This window comes from Amycolatopsis sp. NPDC050768 (assembly GCF_040654155.1).
GTDB lineage: Bacteria > Actinomycetota > Actinomycetes > Mycobacteriales > Pseudonocardiaceae > Amycolatopsis.
In genome coordinates this window covers 104,022-118,898 of sequence record NZ_JBFAHL010000013.1, presented here as the reverse complement: position 1 = coordinate 118,898, position 14,877 = coordinate 104,022, and the positions used below count along the sequence as shown (strand labels likewise).

Here is a 14,877-nt window from a genome sequence, read left to right as displayed (position 1 = left end):
CAGGAGCTCCGCGAGGCAGGCACGAAGCAGCCGTGCCCGACTCATGAGCGGGACCGAACCCTCTCGGTCGAACGAAACCCTGCCCCTGCAGCCAGGCGGATTCGCGGAAGTCTCACCGCGAAACCGCCTCCCACTGTGCCGTTTGCGCGTCGACCAGAGCCGTCAAGTCGCCCAACGTCAGGGAGAAGTCGTCGACATGGAGGCCGAGGCCGCCGCTGCTCGGAGGGCCCACCAGGGCGTCGCCGCCGGAGAGCTGGAGCCAGGACGCGGTGCCGCCGGGGACGGTGCGGAACTCGCACGCGCCGGTGAACTCGTCGGGATAGCGGGCGAAGCCGGTGGGGAACACCGGCAGCGAGGTGCCGAGGAGGACGGCGGTGAGGTGGCCGTTGGGGAGAAGAGCGTTGCCCTGCACCAAAGTCCGGGTGGGGAGCCGGGTGTCGAGCGGGGTCGTCGCGTCGGGCGCGGCGCCGGTCAGCAGGGCGGCCGGGTTGGTGCAGAGGATGCGGTGGCCGGGCGTCGAAGAGAGGCCGAAGGTGGAGCCGGGCGGCGGGACCGTTCCGGCCGGTTGCTTGTACGACGAGTAACCGGCCACGCAGCCGACCGGCACGGGCGCCGCGGCCGAAGCGCGAGCGCACACGGGCAGGTGCTGGAAAGCCGCGTCCGGATCGGAGCCGCCGCCGGCCGGGCGGTCGGTGGGGACCTGGACGTTGCCGCCGAGAAGCAGCGCGCTCACCAAGGAGGGCTGCACGTCGGGGTGGCCGTCCACGCGGTCGCGCAAGAGCGAGGCCGCGTCGGCGGCGCCCTGCGAGTGGCCGATCACGACCACCCCGCGGCGACGGTGCGTGACCGGGTCGATGTTGTAGTCGCGCCAGTACGTGTCCCACGCCTGTTCGACGTCTTCGAGGCCCAGCGCGTAGTCGGGTGCCGTTCCGGTGAGCACGCCGACGATGTGCGCGGCCAGCGGCGCCTGCCGGTACGCGGGCACGAACACGCGGCAGTGGTTGAGCAACGGACCGACCTGGGCGTAGGTCACGGCGGGCGCGGCGTCGTCCGGGCCGGGTGGCAGCGAGCCGATCTGCAGCGTCGGATTCGAGAGCAGGTCGACGGTCGGGTAGACGAAGAAGCAGTCCACCGGAGGGGCCGCCGGCGGCTCGAACGGTTCCACCACACTCGCGCCCGACTCCACCCGAGTGGTGTCGAACGTCACCCGACCCGGCGACGCGGGGTAGCCGACGGTGAAGCCGCCACCGGGCGTCGCGATCTGCGGGTCACCCGCCAGGTTCTGGTTGCACGGGTTCGCGGCCATGCCGGGCAGGCACACCCACACCGGGTGGTCGAGCGGCGCCGTGCCCGGCGGGGCGACACCAGGCGCGGCGACGGCCGGGACGGCGGCCGCGAGGCCGAACACGGTCGTGAGAGCCAGCAGGATCACGCTTTTCCGCACGCTCGACGCTCCTTCACCGGGTGGGCGAGTCCCCCGTAGGCTGGCAGGAGCGAAGCCGATCCGGGAGGTGAGTCGTGCCGTCACGCAATCCGCTGCGCTTGCTGCGCAAGTGGACGGACTGGTTCGAAAACCGCGGCGTGTACATCCCGGGCGAGGAGAGCCGCGCGGTCGACCCGGTGCGTGACTTCGGGTGGCTGATGGTCGCGTGGGGCGCCGGCGTGGCGATCTTCATCCTGTTGTTCGCCTTCGCCGTTTAAGTGGCACATCGGTGACGACTGTCACCCGGAGTGCCCTTTCGGTCACGGATCGGCCACGGCTGTACACCAGGTCCGCGTCTTCGTGCGCGCGCACGTGCACATGCAGGGACAGTGGAGCGGGTCGCCTTCGGTCACTACGCCGAACGGCCTGAGCCCCCGCCCCGACTGGAGTAAACCGAGATGGCGCCCGCGCGCACCCCCAAGCTGTTGCTTTCCGCCTGTTTGCTGATGGCGGTGGCGGCCTGCGGGGTCGACGCGCAGGAAGGCACAGCGACGCTCGGCGGTGGTGGCGGCCCTGCGAAGGCCGCGGCCGCGCAGACGTCGCGTGACCTGCAGTTCGGCGCGGAACACCGGTTCGCCAGCGGCATCACGATCTCGGTTTCCGCCCCGCAGTCGTTCCAGCCCAGCCCCGCCGCGTACCCGCGCAGCTCGCGTGCAGCGTCGTTCGGCATCGAGATCACCAACAACGGCGCGGATTCCTACCGGCTTTCCGGCTTCACGGTCGCCGCGATGATCGACGGACGCCCGACCAAACAGGTCGTCGACGCCACCCAGGGCCTCGGCGGCATCACCGACGCGGGCAAAGACCTGCAGCAGGGCCGCTCCGCGCAGCTGACGCTCGCGTTCGCCGTGCCCGACGGCACCACGCAGCTCACGGTTCAGCTGCGACCCAGCGCGAGCGAGCCCGCCGTGGCCACGTACTGCGGGGCCGTCTGAATTACTAATCCGGCCAAAAGCAGGCCGACCCCCGCGCGGCACGTAACCGTTGCTACGAAGCCATTCGGCCGTGACTGTGGTCGGATTGGTAACGATCGGCACAGTACGCTGCGTTCATGACCGAGCAGCGACTCTCCTCCGGCGACGCCGCCCCCGACTTCACCCTGCCCGACAGCACGGGCAAGAGCGTCTCCCTCAGCGACTTCCGCGGCCAGGCCGTCGTCGTGTACTTCTACCCGGCCGCCGGCACCCCCGGGTGCACCAAGCAGGCCTGCGACTTCCGCGACAGCCTCGCCCAGCTCAACGACGCCGGCTACCAGGTCCTCGGCATCTCCCCGGACAAGCCGGCGAAGCTCGCGAAGTTCGTCGAGAACGAGCAGCTGACCTTCCCCCTGCTCTCCGACGAGGACAAGCACGTCCTCACTGCATGGGGCGCCTTCGGCGAGAAGAAAAACTACGGCCGCGTCTACCAGGGCGTGATCCGCTCGACCTTCATCGTCGACGCGGAGGGCAAGATCGCGAACGCCTTCTACAACGTCCGCGCGACCGGTCACGTCGCGAAGCTGATCCGCGACCTCGGCATCGCCGCCTGAGCCACGAAGCCCGCCGCCCGGGTGAGCGGTTCACTCGGGCGGGCCGGCGGCGGGGAAGCGCAGCGTGAACGTCGAGCCCTCGCCCAGCGTGCTGCGCACGGAGACCGTGCCGCCGTGGGCGGCCGCCAGGTTGCGGACGATGGCGAGGCCCAGGCCGCTGCCGCCGCTCGCGCCGCGGGTGCGGGCCTTGTCCGCGCGCCAGAAGCGGTCGAAGACGTGGGGCAGATCGTCGGCGGCGATGCCGACGCCGGTGTCGGCCACGGAGAAGACGACGTCCGAATCGGCACGCGTGGCGCTGACCGTGACGGAGCCGCCGCGGGGGGTGTGGCGGACGGCGTTGGACACGAGGTTGTCGATGGCCTGCCGCAGGCGTACGGGGTCCGCCGTGACGGCCGGGTCGGCCATCGACCGCACCACCAGCTGAACGCCCGCCGCGTCGGCGCGGGCGGCGTGGGCCGCGGCGAGCTGGGTGAGCAGGGAGTTGGCATCGATGGGCTCGGGGTGCACGCGCAGCGCGCCGGCGTCGGCGAGGGCGAGGTCCTGCAGGTCGTCGACGATGTGCTGCAGGTGCAGCGCCTCTTCGAGCAGCGACACGACGAGCTCGTCGTCGAGCCGGCTCACGCCGTCCTGCGTGGCCTCCAGCCAGCCGCGGATGTTGGACAGCGGCGTGCGCAGCTCGTGCGCGATGTCGCTGACCATGGCCTTGCGCGCTATCTCCAGCTTCTCGCGCGCCTCGGACATGTCGTTGAACGCCCGCGCCAGCCGCGCGATCTCGTCCTTGCCCTTGACCTTCACGCGCGCCCCGGCCTCGCCCGCCTCCATGCGCTGCGCGGCGCCCGTGAGCGCGTGCAGCGGCCGGATGAGCCGGATCGACGCGAGCCCGGTGGCCACGACCGTGAGCACGAGGATCGCGCCCGCCACCTCGGCCAGGCGCACCTGGTTGTCCGACGACAGCGTGAACCCGCTCGGCGGCTGGTCACTGCCCTTCTCCGTGATGTAGAGCCACGCGGGGGGCGCGACGTACGACGCCAGCTGCTCATGACGCGCGGACGTCACGCAGTTCTGCGCCGTCGTGTCCGTCGCGTCTGTCGCGCCGGTCTCGGGCCCGATGAACGTCCACGACAGCGACAGCTGCGCCGCCGGAGCGCTCTGCGCGCTGCGGCCGAGGCAGGCGTTCACGAGGTCCTGCAGCTTGTCGAGCGCGGCCTGTTCGGTGTCGGTGGGTTGCTCGAGGCTCGTGCCGTTGCACCGCGTCAGCGCGTACGGGTCGTCGGCCACCACTCGCGGGTGCCCACCGGGCGACACCTCGATGCTGCCGACGCTCCCGCGCTCTTGCACGCACCGCAGCACGCGCTGCGCGACGCCCGTCAGCCTCGCCTTTTCGTCCTGCGGCAACGCATACGGCCCCACCGCCTCCGGGTCGATCCGGTCCGGTGTGGACTGCACGCCCAGCCCCGGATCGACCGACAACGGGTCGACCACCACCGAAGGCTGCGGCGGCAACCGTCCGGGGTCGGGGTCGGAGCTCGCGATCACCTTGCCCTGCGGGGTCGCCAGCACCACGCGGCGGCCGGTGCTCTCGGCGTAGGTGGTCACGACCTTGCCGACGCCGTCCCAGTTCGGGTGCGTGGCTGCGTAGCCGAGCAGGCCCTGGTAGATGGTGCCGTCGTCGGCGAAGACCTGGCCCTGCTCCTGCCGGATCGCGCCCGTGGTGGTGCGCGCGGCGAGCCACGCCGTGGCCGCGATCGCGCACACCGCGACCAGCGCCGACACCGCGATGAGGCGGACCAGCAGGCTACGCCGCATCGGGCGGCCCAGCCGTAAGCTTGTAGCCGACGCCGTACACGGTCAGCAGCCGCTTGGGTTTGCGCGGCGCCGCCTCGATCTTCTTGCGCAGGTTCATCACGTGGACGTCGATCGCGCGCTGGGTGATGTAGCGGTCGAAGCCGTGCAAGTGCTCCAGCAGCTGCCCGCGCGTGAACACCTGGTCCGGGTGCGCGGCCATCACCTCGAGCAGCCGGAACTCACCCGGAGTGGTCTCGATCAGCTGCCCGGACACGACCACCTCGTGCCGGCCGACGTCCACGGTCAGCGCGCCGACGCGCAGCGGGCCATCCGGGGGAACGGCAGTTTTGGTGCGGCGCAACAAAGTCCGCACCCGAGCCATCAGCTCGCGGGGGCTGTACGGTTTGGTGATGTAGTCGTCGGCCCCGAGGTCCAGACCACGCAGCAGATCGTCCTCTGTGGACCGTGCGGTCAGCATCAGCACGGGCACGTCGGACTCCGCGCGCAGGATCCGGCACACCTCGAGCCCGTCCATGCCGGGCAGCATGACGTCGAGCACGAGCAGGTCCGGCGGGCGGCGGCGGACGAGGTCGAGCGTCTCGCGGCCGTCGGGCACGACCACCACCGAGTGGCGTTCCCGCTCGAGGTAGCGGCGGACGAGCTCCGCTTGCTTCGGGTCGTCCTCCGCGAGCACGATGTCTGCGCACATGCTGCGAGCATAAGGATCTCCGCCGACGCAGGCGACCCAGCGCCGCGGGAACACCGGATCAGCACCGCTTCCTGACGGCTTCCTGACAATTCGCCGCGATAGTGGCCTCCGGACCCGCCGGATCAGTCCACTTCGGACGCGCCGGGTGAGTGGAAGCGGAGAAACGATGATGGAGGCCGTCAGTGGCCGGTAAGTCCCGGCGGCGCGCGATCGCCGTCTCAGCCTCGGCCGCCGTTGTGGTGCTGCTCGGCGTCGGCGCGTACGTGGCCATCGACCACGGCCGCGGCACGGCGGAAGCCGCGGCTCCCCCGCCCGCCGTGACCACCGTCGCCGTGGCCAGGACCGACCTGTCGAACACCCGGACGTTCACCGGCACCCTCGGCTTCGGCACGCCCGAGCCGCTCAAGGGCGCGGGCGCCGGCGTGGTCACGCAGCTGCCGGACGTCGGCACCGTGGCCCAGCGCGGGAAGCCGCTGTACTCCGTGAACGGCGTGCGAGTGCCGGTGTTCTTCGGCGACACCCCGCTGTTCCGCAAGCTCGACAACCCCGACCTGACCGGCCCGGACGTCGCCACGGTGGCCGACAACCTCGCCCGCCTCGGCTACTCCGTCGGCACGCGCGCGAAGGATCCGCAGAAGGCGAAGTTCACGTTCGCCGACGCGCTGAAGAAGTGGGAGAAGAAGGCCGGCCTGCCGGACACGGGCACGCTCGACGTCGGCCAGGTCGCGGTGCTGCCCGGCGAGGCGCGCGTGAACAGCGTGACGGCCCAGCTCGGCGACCCCGCCGCAGGCCCGCTGCTCACCACGACGCCGACGGCGAAGGTCGTGATCGCGCCTGTGGACGCGGCCGAGGTCGGCTCGGTCAAGACCGGCATGGCCGTGACGATGGTGCGCCCGGACGGCAAGGAGATCCCGGCGAAGGTCACTTCGGTGAGCACCGCCGTGACCGGCGGCGACCCGTCGGGCGGCGACCCGGCGCAGGGGCCGCCGAAGATCAACGTGACCGTGGTGCCCGTGAACGCCTCGGACGTCGGCGACCTCGACTCGGCGTCGGTGCAGGTCCAGGTGGCCACCGAGACCCACGCCGGCGTGCTGGCCGTGCCGCTCGGTGCGCTGGTCGCCTTGCGCGAAGGCGGCTACGCCGTGCAGCTGCAGGGCGGGAAGCTCGTGCCGGTGAAGACGGGCATGTTCGCCCGCGACCAGGTGGAGATCAGCGGCCCGGGTATCACCGAGGGCCTGCGGGTGGTGACGACCTCGTGACGCCGGTGCTGGCTCTGCACGGGGTGAGCAAGCACTACCCCGGGGGTGTGAAGGCGCTCGACGACGTGTCGCTGGCCGTCGCCGAGGGTGAGCTGCTGGCGATCGTGGGACCGTCCGGTTCGGGCAAGTCGACGCTGCTGAACATCGTCGGCACGCTCGACCTCCCGACTTCCGGCACCGTCGAGCTCGGCGGCCAGGATGTGACGCAGCTGAGCGACCGGCGGCTGTCCGCGCTGCGCGGGCGGTGGCTCGGGTTCGTGTTCCAGCAGTTCCACCTCACCGACGGCCTCAGCGCGGCGGAGAACGTGGCCACCGGCCTGCTGTACGCCGGGGTGCCGCGCAAGCAACGTCGTCCCCTCGCTTTGGAGGCTTTGGGCCGGGTCGGGCTCGCGCACCGCGTGGACCACCGGCCGCACGAGCTTTCCGGTGGTGAACGCCAGCGGGTCGCCATCGCGCGGGCCGTGGTGAACGACCCCGCGCTCGTGCTCGCCGACGAGCCGACGGGCGCGCTCGACACCGCCAACGGCCACGCCGTCCTGGAGTTGCTCCACGGCCTCAACGCCGAAGGAACGACCATCGCGATCATCACGCACGACCGCGACATCGCGGCGAGCCTGCCGCGGCGCATCGAGTTCCGCGACGGCCGGATCGTGCAGGACCTCGTGGTGAGTGCCGCGTGAGCACGGCACTCGACACGCGCCCGGTGCGCCTGGGCCTGCGCGACGTCCTGCGTCTCGGCCTGCTCGGGATCAGCACTCGGCGGCTGCGCGCGGCGCTGTCGGCGCTCGGGATTTCGCTCGGCATCGCGACGATGATCGTGGTCACGGGGATTCCCGCCTCCAGCCAGGCCGCGCTGCTGGACAAGCTGACGGCGCTGGGCACGAACATGCTGCGCGCCGAACCGCAGCCGAACCAGACGCCGCCGGTTCTGCTGCCGGAGTCGTCCGTCGGCAGCGTCGCGCGGATCGGCCCGGTGACCACGGCGGCGGCCGTCGCGAACACGCACCAGACCGTGCGGCGCTCCGATCTGACCGACCCGCTCGACGGCTCGGGTCTCGCCGTGCTGGCGAGCAGCCCGGACCTGCTGTCCGCGCTCAACGGCACCGTGCAGAGCGGCAAGTTCCTCGACGCGGCAACGCAGAACCTGCCCGCCGTCGTGCTCGGGTACGTCGCGGCGTCGCGGCTCGGCATCCCCGCGGTGACGCCCGGCCGGCCCGCGCCGATCGTGATGATCGGTGAGCAGTGGTACACCGTGACGGGCGTGCTGGCGCCGATGCCGCTCGCGCCGGACATCGAGCGCGCGGTGCTCGTCGGCTGGGGTTCGGCGAAGCAGTTCCTCGGCTTCGACGGCCACCCGACGGTGATCTACGTGAAGGCGCGCGAAGACGCGATTCCCGACGTCCGCGCGGTGTTGCCCGCGACGCTGTACCCGCAACTGCCGGGGTTGGTTTCGGTGAGCCGGCCGTCGGACGCGCTGGCGGCCAAGCAGGCGAGCCAGACGACGTTCTCCGCGCTGTTCCTCGGGCTGGCGGGGGTCGCGCTGCTGGTCGGTGGTGTCGGCGTGGCCAACACGATGTTCATCTCGGTGCTGGAACGCCGTCGCGAGATCGGCTTGCGGCGCGCGTTGGGGGCGACGCGGGGGCAGATCCGCGGGCAGTTCCTCACTGAGGCGGTGGCGCTGTCCGGTCTCGGCGGTTTGGCGGGGACGGTGCTGGGGATCGTGGTGACGCTGCTTTACACGACGTACCAAGGGTGGCCGCCCGTGATCCCGCCACTGTCCGTGGCCGGCGGTGTGGCGGGCGCGCTGGTGGTGGGTGCGCTGGCGGGGATCCATCCGTCGATCCGCGCGTCTCGGCTAACCCCGACGCAGGCGCTGGCAACGACATGAGGGAGCTTCGAATGTCCAAAGTGGTCTGGCTCGCGGGGCCGGCGCTGGTTCTCGCAGCGTGTTCGTCGCCCGCGCCGTCCAGCCCTCACGTCGCTTCGCTGGGTACGCCGTCGGTGACCGCGTCGTCCTTGACGCCTCCTTCGACCGACGCCGATGGCGGCCGCCCCCGCCACCGCGTCGACGAATCGCCGGAAGACTCCCAGCGGCTCATCGAACCGTGGCGCACCTGCATGAAGGACCACGACGCGGACGTCGACCAGCAGCCCCACAGCATCGCGGGCGCCGAACAGTGGTCCAAGGACCACCAGGCCGCCGGCGACGCGTGCCGGTCCAAGCTGCCCCTGCTGCCGTGGGGCGAGGACCCGGCGAACCCGGCGTACAAGGACAACCTGCACCGCTGGGTCGAATGCATGACCTCACAGGGCATGCACGTCGCCGAAGACCCGGACGACGACGAGTCCCCGTGGCACTACACGAGCAACAACCAGCCGCCGAACTCGGACAAGATCGAGCAGGGGTGCGAAGTCCAGGTGATGGGACCGAGCGACAAGTAGCGGCCCTGGTGTGGCGTTGGTTTCCTCAACCGCCACACCAGGGTCGGTACCGTTCGTCAGGCCTTGGCGAGGTCGCGTAGCGCCGGCAGCAGCGCCCGCAACGCGCGGCCCCGGTGGGAGGCCGCGTCCTTTTCGGACGGTTCCAGTTCCGCCGACGAACGGGACTCGCCGTCCGGGAGGAAGATGGGGTCGTAGCCGAAGCCGTTGGTGCCGCGGCGTTCGCGCAGCAGGGTGCCGCGCCATTCGCCGCGGACGATGGTTTCCTCGCCGGACGGAAGGACGAGGGCGGCGGCGCAGACGAAAGCCGCGCCGCGGCGGTCGTCGGGGGTGTCGGTGAGCTGGGCGAGCACCAGGTCGAGGTTGCCGTCGTCGTCGCCGTGACGGCCGGACCAGCGGGCGGAGAGGATGCCGGGCATGCCGTTCAGCGCGTCGACCGCCAGGCCCGAATCGTCGGCGACGGCGGGCAAACCCGTGGCCGCGACCGCGTCGCGGGCCTTCGCGACGGCGTTGCCCTCGAAGTCCGGCGCGGTTTCCGGGGCCTCGGGGAACTCGTCGACGTCGGCGAGGCCCAGCACCTCGATGCCGGAGATGCCCTCGGCCTCGAGGATGCGCCGCAGCTCGCCGAGCTTCTTCTGGTTGCGCGTGGCCAGCAGCAGCTTCGTCACTTGGCGCCCTTCTTCCTGTCCGGGCGCGGCTGCGGCAGCTCACCCGGGTACGGCAGCGCCAGTGCCTCGTTCTGCAGCTGCGTTAGCGTCGCGCAGCCGGCGAGCGCCAGGTCAAGCATAGTGTCCAAAGTGGACCGTGCGAAGGTGGCGCCCTCGCCCGTGCCCTGCACCTCGATGAGCGTGCCGGCGTCGGTGGCGACCACGTTCATGTCGACCTCCGCGCGCGAGTCCTCCTCGTACGGCAGGTCCAGGCGCACGCGCCCGTCGACCACGCCGACACTCACCGCGGCGACGGAGGACGACAGCGGCTGCGGGTCGTTGAGCCGGTTGGCCGCGCCGAGCCACGTGATGGCGTCGCGCAGGGCGACGTAGCCGCCGGTGACCGCGGCGGTGCGGGTGCCGCCGTCGGCCTGGATCACGTCGCAGTCGATCACGATCGTGTTCTCGCCCAGCGCCGCGAGGTCGATGCACGCGCGCAGCGACCGGCCGATCAGCCGGGAGATCTCGTGGGTGCGGCCGCCGATGCGGCCCTTCACGGCTTCGCGGTCGCCGCGGGTGTTGGTGGCCGACGGGAGCATCGCGTACTCCGCCGTGACCCAGCCGAGCCCCGAGCCGGCCCGCCAGCGCGGCACGCCCTCGGTGACGCTGGCCGCGCACAGCACGCGCGTGTTGCCGAACTCGATGAGCACCGAACCGGCAGGCCACTTCTGGAACCCGCGGGTGATCTTGATGTCGCGGAGCTGGTCGTCGTTCCTGCCATCTTTCCTCGTCACGGGGTGCACTCTAGAAGGTGCGCCCGACAGTCCGCCGCTCAGATGTCGTAGACGGCGCCCTGCGTCACGAGCTCGCTGTCCGGGAACACCGCCGTGGCCTCCGCGAGCACCGCGCGGCTGTCGGTCCACGGCGCGATGTGCGTGAGCAGCAGCCGCCCGACGCCTGCGTCCTTCGCCAGCTCACCGGCCTGTTTTCCGGACAGGTGCACGCCATCGGGCCGGTCGGCGGCGTCCGTCCAGGAGGCCTCGGACAGCAACACGTCGACGCCGTCGGCCAGCTCGCCCAGCGCGGCACACGGGCCGGTGTCGCCGGTGTAGGCGAGGATGGCGCCGCCGTAGGAGATCCGCAGGCCGAACGCCGGCGTCGGGTGCTGCACCACGGCTGCCGTCACGTCGAACGGCCCGATCCGCACGGTTTCCTCACGCAGCGTGTGGAAGGCGTAGACGTCGGACAGGTCCACGGCGGCGCGCTCGTCGGCGTCGGCGGCGTACGCGTGGGCCAGCCGCGCGGGCGCGTCCGCCGGGGCGTAGAGCGGCAGCTGCCGCGGCCGGGCCGGGTACGGCGGCGCCGGGTGATAGCGGCGCAGCACCGTGAGGGAGTTGACGTCGGCGCAGTGGTCCGAGTGCAGGTGCGACAGGACGAGCGCGTCGAGGTCGAACGGGTCGAGCACCGTCTGCAGCTGCGCGAACGCGCCGTTGCCGAGCTCGAGGCCCAGCCGGAACCCCTCCGCTTCCAGCAGGTACCCGGACGCGGCGGCGTTCGGGCCGGGGACGCTGCCCGAGCAGCCGAGGATCGTCAGTCGCACGTGGTTCAGCCTAGGCGCTGGTCGGCGCGAGGACACCCGGCGCGAATCCCATGAACCGCGCCGCCAGCCGCGTGAACGGCTCCGGCGATCCCGTGGCCAGGAACTCGTGCTGCGGCGGCGTGTCGCGCTCGGCCAGGAGGTCGAGTTCGGTGAGCACGCGGTAGAGGTCCTTGGCCGTCTCGTCCGCGCTGGAGACGAGCGTGACGTCCCGACCCATCACGATCTGGAGCACGCCGGAAAGCAGCGGGTAGTGCGTGCAGCCGAGCACGAGCGTGTCGACCTCGGCTTCGAGCAGCGGCTGCAGATAGCCCTGCGCGAGGCCCAGGATCTGGCGCCCGGACGTGATGCCGCGCTCCACGAAGTCGACGAACCGGTGGCACGCGACGCTCGTGAGCTGCACGTCGGGCGCTGCGGCGAAAGCGTCGTCGTACGCGCGCGAGCGAACGGTCCCCTCGGTCCCGATCACGCCCACGCGGCCACTGTGCGTGACCGACGCGGCGCGACGAGCGGCGGGCAGGACGACCTCGATGACGGGGACGTCGTAGCGCTCACGGGCGTCGCGCAGGCAGGCGGCCGAGGCCGTGTTGCACGCGATGACCAGGGCTTTCACGCCGCCTTCGACGAGGTCGTCGAGGGCTTCGAGGGCGTACTGGCGGGCCGTCGCGATGGGGAGGGGGCCGTAAGGGTTGCGTGCGGTGTCGCCGACGTAGCGCAGCTGCTCGGCCGGCAGCAGCTCGAGGATCGACCGGGCGACGGTGAGACCGCCGACGCCGGAATCGAAAACCCCGATGGGCGCGTCGGCGGTCGGGGTGCTCACACCTCGAGGCTACCGGCCGCCTTCTTCTTGGGACGGTCGCCCCGCGCCGTCAGCCAGGCCGCGAGAACACCGGCGAGCGCACCGAACAGGTGGCCCTGCCAGGAGATGCCGGGGTTGCCCGGCAGCAGGCCCCACAGCATCCCGCTCCACACGCCCAGCAGCACGACCGCCACCACGATCTGCCCGAACGCCCGGTTGAAGATGCCGCGGACCAGTAGGAACGCCAGCCACCCGAACGCCAGCCCGGACGCGCCCACCGTGTAGGTGTTCGACGGCCCGACCAGCCAGACCCCCAGGCCCGACACGATCCAGATGATCGCCGTGACCACCGCCCAGCGCCCGATCCCCGCCGCCATCGCCAGGAACGACAGCACGAGCACCGGCACGGTGTTCGAGAACAGGTGCCCCCACCCGGCGTGCAGCAGCGGCGCCCACAGGATCCCGTCGAGCCCTGAGGCCTGCCTCGACACGATGCCCCCGTGGTCGAGGTTCGCGGGCAGGATCACGTCCAGCAGCTCCACCAGGTAGAGCACGAGCGTGAACCCCACCGCGACGATCGCCGCCGCCTTGGGGTTGGGCGGCAGGATGCGCTTCGCCACGTCGGTGGCTTTCGCCTTGTCCGCCGGCTGATCCCCGAACGGCATGGGCTGCGGTGGGAGTGTGCTCACGGGTTCCAGGCTACGTCCGTCCGGTCCGGGTGGCCTCGGGTGAATTCCCTGATGTTCGAGTTCAGGGCCGTTCTCACGACCGCCGCGACGGTGCCGGGGCCAGCTCGCCAGACCACTACGCCACGGGCGTGCACGGCGGTGCGGCCTCGACCCGGCGACGTCCGGCCTGCCCTTGCCGGCAGGCGTTGCGGCACGGTGGCCCACCTACCGGCCCCAGCCACGCCGCACGCAGAACGGCCGCCACGGCCAGTTGCGGTGGCCCATCGTCTGACCCCGGGCCGATGCCCTCCACCCGAACCGGACGCGACCTAGGTGATCGTCCCGTTGACCCTCGCCCGCCACAAAACCGTCCGGGCTTCGGGGGTGTCCAGGCGCTCCAGCCCGCGGATTGCCCAGCCGCGCAAGGATTCGTCGGGGCTGTCGAGCTGGGCGGCGAGGACGGGCAGCGCCTCGGGCGCCTCCGCCTCGCCGATCAGCTCCAGCAGCCAGCAGCGCAAGCCGAGGTCCTCGGTCTCCCGCTCGAACTCCCCGATCAGCGCCTCGACGTCCTCGGTGACCTCGGCGAGCAGCAGCTGAAAGCCCTCTTCCCGGGTCTGCGGGTTGTGGCGCCGCATCATCCGCATGGCGGTCTCGAAGGTGCCGGGCACGGGATCGAGGCTAGTGGCTGTGATCGAACGGGCTCTCCCCCGCCGCGAGTTCCGAGAAGACCTTGATGAGGTGCTCCGCCGTGGCCTCCTCGGTCTGGCCGGCCGTCGCCGCCTCGAACTCGGCGCTGCTGATCGCGATTCGGGCGCTGCGCGGGAACATCGCCTGCTCGTACTCGGACAGCGCGGCCTCGACGTCGCCCGGGTGGGCGGCGAGGGCCTGGGCGAGTTCGGCGGCGTCGAGCATGGCGAGGTTGGCGCCTTCGCCGTTGGGGGGCATGAGGTGGGCGGCGTCGCCGATGAGGGTCACGCCCGGCACGCGGTCCCAGCGGTGCTCGAGCGGCAGGACGTAGTGCGGGCGCAGCACGGGTGGGGTGTCGCCGTCGGTGATCAGTGCCGTCAGTTCCGGGGCCCAGCCGGTGAACTCCTGCGCGACGTGGGCGGCGGCACCGGCCGGGTCGGTGAAGTCGACGGCCGCGAACCAGTCGAGCGGCCGCGTCAGTGACACGTACGTGTGGATGGTGTCACCGCTTTCGCGGTGGGCCATGATGCCCTTGTCCTGCCCGATGGCACCCATCGAGCCGCCGCCGACGGCCTTGGCGGTGGCGGGGTGGCGGGTGTCGGCCTCGTACAGGTAGGTCTCGACCATCGCCGTGCCGGAGTACACGGGGACGGCGGACGAGAGCAGCGGCCGGACGCGCGACCACGCGCCGTCGGCGCCGACCAGCAGGTCGCTGACGACCACGCTGCCGTCGGTGAAGGTGGCTTCGTGCCGGCCGTCTTCCCGGGTGCGGGCCTCGAGAACCTTGTGGCCCCAACGAACCGTGCCGGCGGGAAGCGAGTCGAGCAGCAGCTGCCGCAGCTCCCCGCGTTGGACTTCGGGCCGGCCTCCGGTGCCGTCGTCGGCCTTGTCGAACAGCACGGTGCCCTCGCGGTCCAAGAACCGCGTCTGCTGGCGGCCGTCGAGGATGAGGCCGCGGAACTCGTCGGAGAGTTCGGCGGCTTCGATGGCGATCTGGCCGTTGTAGTCGTGGATGTCGAGCATGCCGCCCTGTGCGCGGGACGACGGGGAGTCCTCGGCTTCATAGACCGTGGCCGGGATGCCGTGGACGTGCAGCACGCGGGCGAGGATGAGGCCGCCGAGGCCGGCGCCGATGATCGTGACGGTGTTCATGATGGCTCCTTCGGGTTCGGAGCAGCCGTTCGAGCTGCCCTCGAACCGAAGGTTGCCGTGATCCACTGGCACGGCGCGCACACTGCGCTGCCACCCACCTGGCACGCCCTGCCAGCACGCTGCC

Annotated in this window: 17 protein-coding genes; 7 read left to right on the top strand and 10 right to left on the bottom strand. The window is 71.6% G+C overall.

Annotated features, from left to right (window positions below):
* Window positions 1–112: 112 nt before the first annotated feature.
* Entirely contained in the window at window positions 113–1,444 is a 1,332-nt protein-coding gene (locus AB0H62_RS32995) for a DUF3089 domain-containing protein (RefSeq protein ID WP_360590436.1), read from the bottom strand.
* A gap of 74 nt (window positions 1,445–1,518) precedes the next feature.
* Here AB0H62_RS32995 and AB0H62_RS32990 point away from each other — a divergent pair, with 74 nt between their 5' ends.
* From AB0H62_RS32990 to bcp, 3 genes are all read left to right on the top strand, one after another.
* Window positions 1,519–1,701, top strand: coding sequence for a hypothetical protein (locus tag AB0H62_RS32990; RefSeq protein WP_220243744.1), 183 nt, complete (start codon window positions 1,519–1,521; stop codon window positions 1,699–1,701).
* Window positions 1,702–1,881: 180 nt separating this feature from the next.
* On the top strand, window positions 1,882–2,418 hold the full coding sequence (locus AB0H62_RS32985; protein ID WP_360590434.1) for a hypothetical protein: 537 nt from the start codon (window positions 1,882–1,884) through the stop codon (window positions 2,416–2,418).
* Between the two features lie 116 nt (window positions 2,419–2,534).
* Window positions 2,535–3,011 carry a thioredoxin-dependent thiol peroxidase gene (bcp, locus tag AB0H62_RS32980; RefSeq protein ID WP_360590432.1) on the top strand — a complete coding sequence of 159 codons (477 nt, stop codon included), beginning with the start codon at window positions 2,535–2,537 and terminating at the stop codon, window positions 3,009–3,011.
* Window positions 3,012–3,041: 30 nt separating this feature from the next.
* On the opposite strand, the gene AB0H62_RS32975 is transcribed toward bcp, so the two are convergent.
* Both AB0H62_RS32975 and AB0H62_RS32970 read right to left on the bottom strand, forming a co-directional pair.
* The gene (locus AB0H62_RS32975) at window positions 3,042–4,817 is read right to left on the bottom strand and encodes a HAMP domain-containing sensor histidine kinase (protein WP_360590430.1); all 1,776 of its coding nucleotides are present in this window, start codon (window positions 4,815–4,817) and stop codon (window positions 3,042–3,044) included.
* The gene (locus AB0H62_RS32970; RefSeq protein ID WP_360590428.1) at window positions 4,807–5,505 is read right to left on the bottom strand and encodes a response regulator transcription factor; all 699 of its coding nucleotides are present in this window, start codon (window positions 5,503–5,505) and stop codon (window positions 4,807–4,809) included. The genes AB0H62_RS32975 and AB0H62_RS32970 overlap by 11 nt, the downstream gene beginning before the upstream one ends.
* A gap of 182 nt (window positions 5,506–5,687) precedes the next feature.
* On the opposite strand from AB0H62_RS32970, the gene AB0H62_RS32965 reads away from it, so the two are divergent.
* Genes AB0H62_RS32965 through AB0H62_RS32950 form a run of 4 tightly spaced genes read left to right on the top strand, consistent with a single transcriptional unit; the run spans window position 5,688 to window position 9,206 of the window.
* Entirely contained in the window at window positions 5,688–6,764 is a 1,077-nt protein-coding gene (locus AB0H62_RS32965) for a peptidoglycan-binding protein (protein ID WP_360590426.1), read from the top strand.
* On the top strand, window positions 6,761–7,444 hold the full coding sequence (locus tag AB0H62_RS32960) for an ABC transporter ATP-binding protein (RefSeq protein ID WP_360590424.1): 684 nt from the start codon (window positions 6,761–6,763) through the stop codon (window positions 7,442–7,444). The genes AB0H62_RS32965 and AB0H62_RS32960 overlap by 4 nt, the downstream gene beginning before the upstream one ends.
* A complete protein-coding gene (locus AB0H62_RS32955) occupies window positions 7,441–8,652 on the top strand; it encodes an ABC transporter permease (protein ID WP_354872484.1) in 1,212 nt (403 codons plus the stop codon). The genes AB0H62_RS32960 and AB0H62_RS32955 overlap by 4 nt, the downstream gene beginning before the upstream one ends.
* Window positions 8,653–8,663: 11 nt before the next feature.
* A complete protein-coding gene (locus AB0H62_RS32950) occupies window positions 8,664–9,206 on the top strand; it encodes a hypothetical protein (protein WP_360590422.1) in 543 nt (180 codons plus the stop codon).
* Window positions 9,207–9,262: 56 nt separating this feature from the next.
* Here the strand turns inward: AB0H62_RS32950 and rdgB are convergent, their stop codons facing one another.
* From rdgB to AB0H62_RS32915, 7 genes are all read right to left on the bottom strand, one after another.
* The gene (gene rdgB, locus AB0H62_RS32945) at window positions 9,263–9,871 is read right to left on the bottom strand and encodes an RdgB/HAM1 family non-canonical purine NTP pyrophosphatase (RefSeq protein WP_360590420.1); all 609 of its coding nucleotides are present in this window, start codon (window positions 9,869–9,871) and stop codon (window positions 9,263–9,265) included.
* Window positions 9,868–10,644 carry a ribonuclease PH gene (gene rph, locus AB0H62_RS32940; protein ID WP_220243754.1) on the bottom strand — a complete coding sequence of 259 codons (777 nt, stop codon included), beginning with the start codon at window positions 10,642–10,644 and terminating at the stop codon, window positions 9,868–9,870. The genes rdgB and rph overlap by 4 nt, the downstream gene beginning before the upstream one ends.
* Window positions 10,645–10,682: 38 nt before the next feature.
* A complete protein-coding gene (locus AB0H62_RS32935; protein ID WP_220243755.1) occupies window positions 10,683–11,450 on the bottom strand; it encodes an MBL fold metallo-hydrolase in 768 nt (255 codons plus the stop codon).
* A 10-nt stretch (window positions 11,451–11,460) separates the two neighbouring features.
* Window positions 11,461–12,267 (bottom strand): glutamate racemase, encoded by an 807-nt coding sequence (gene murI, locus AB0H62_RS32930; protein ID WP_360590418.1) that lies wholly within the window; start codon window positions 12,265–12,267, stop codon window positions 11,461–11,463.
* Window positions 12,264–12,911 (bottom strand): rhomboid family intramembrane serine protease, encoded by a 648-nt coding sequence (locus AB0H62_RS32925; protein WP_220247069.1) that lies wholly within the window; start codon window positions 12,909–12,911, stop codon window positions 12,264–12,266. The genes murI and AB0H62_RS32925 overlap by 4 nt, the downstream gene beginning before the upstream one ends.
* A gap of 332 nt (window positions 12,912–13,243) precedes the next feature.
* The gene (locus AB0H62_RS32920; RefSeq protein ID WP_360590416.1) at window positions 13,244–13,582 is read right to left on the bottom strand and encodes a HEAT repeat domain-containing protein; all 339 of its coding nucleotides are present in this window, start codon (window positions 13,580–13,582) and stop codon (window positions 13,244–13,246) included.
* A gap of 10 nt (window positions 13,583–13,592) precedes the next feature.
* Entirely contained in the window at window positions 13,593–14,753 is a 1,161-nt protein-coding gene (locus tag AB0H62_RS32915) for an NAD(P)/FAD-dependent oxidoreductase (protein WP_360590414.1), read from the bottom strand.
* Between the last annotated feature and the right edge of the window lie 124 nt (window positions 14,754–14,877).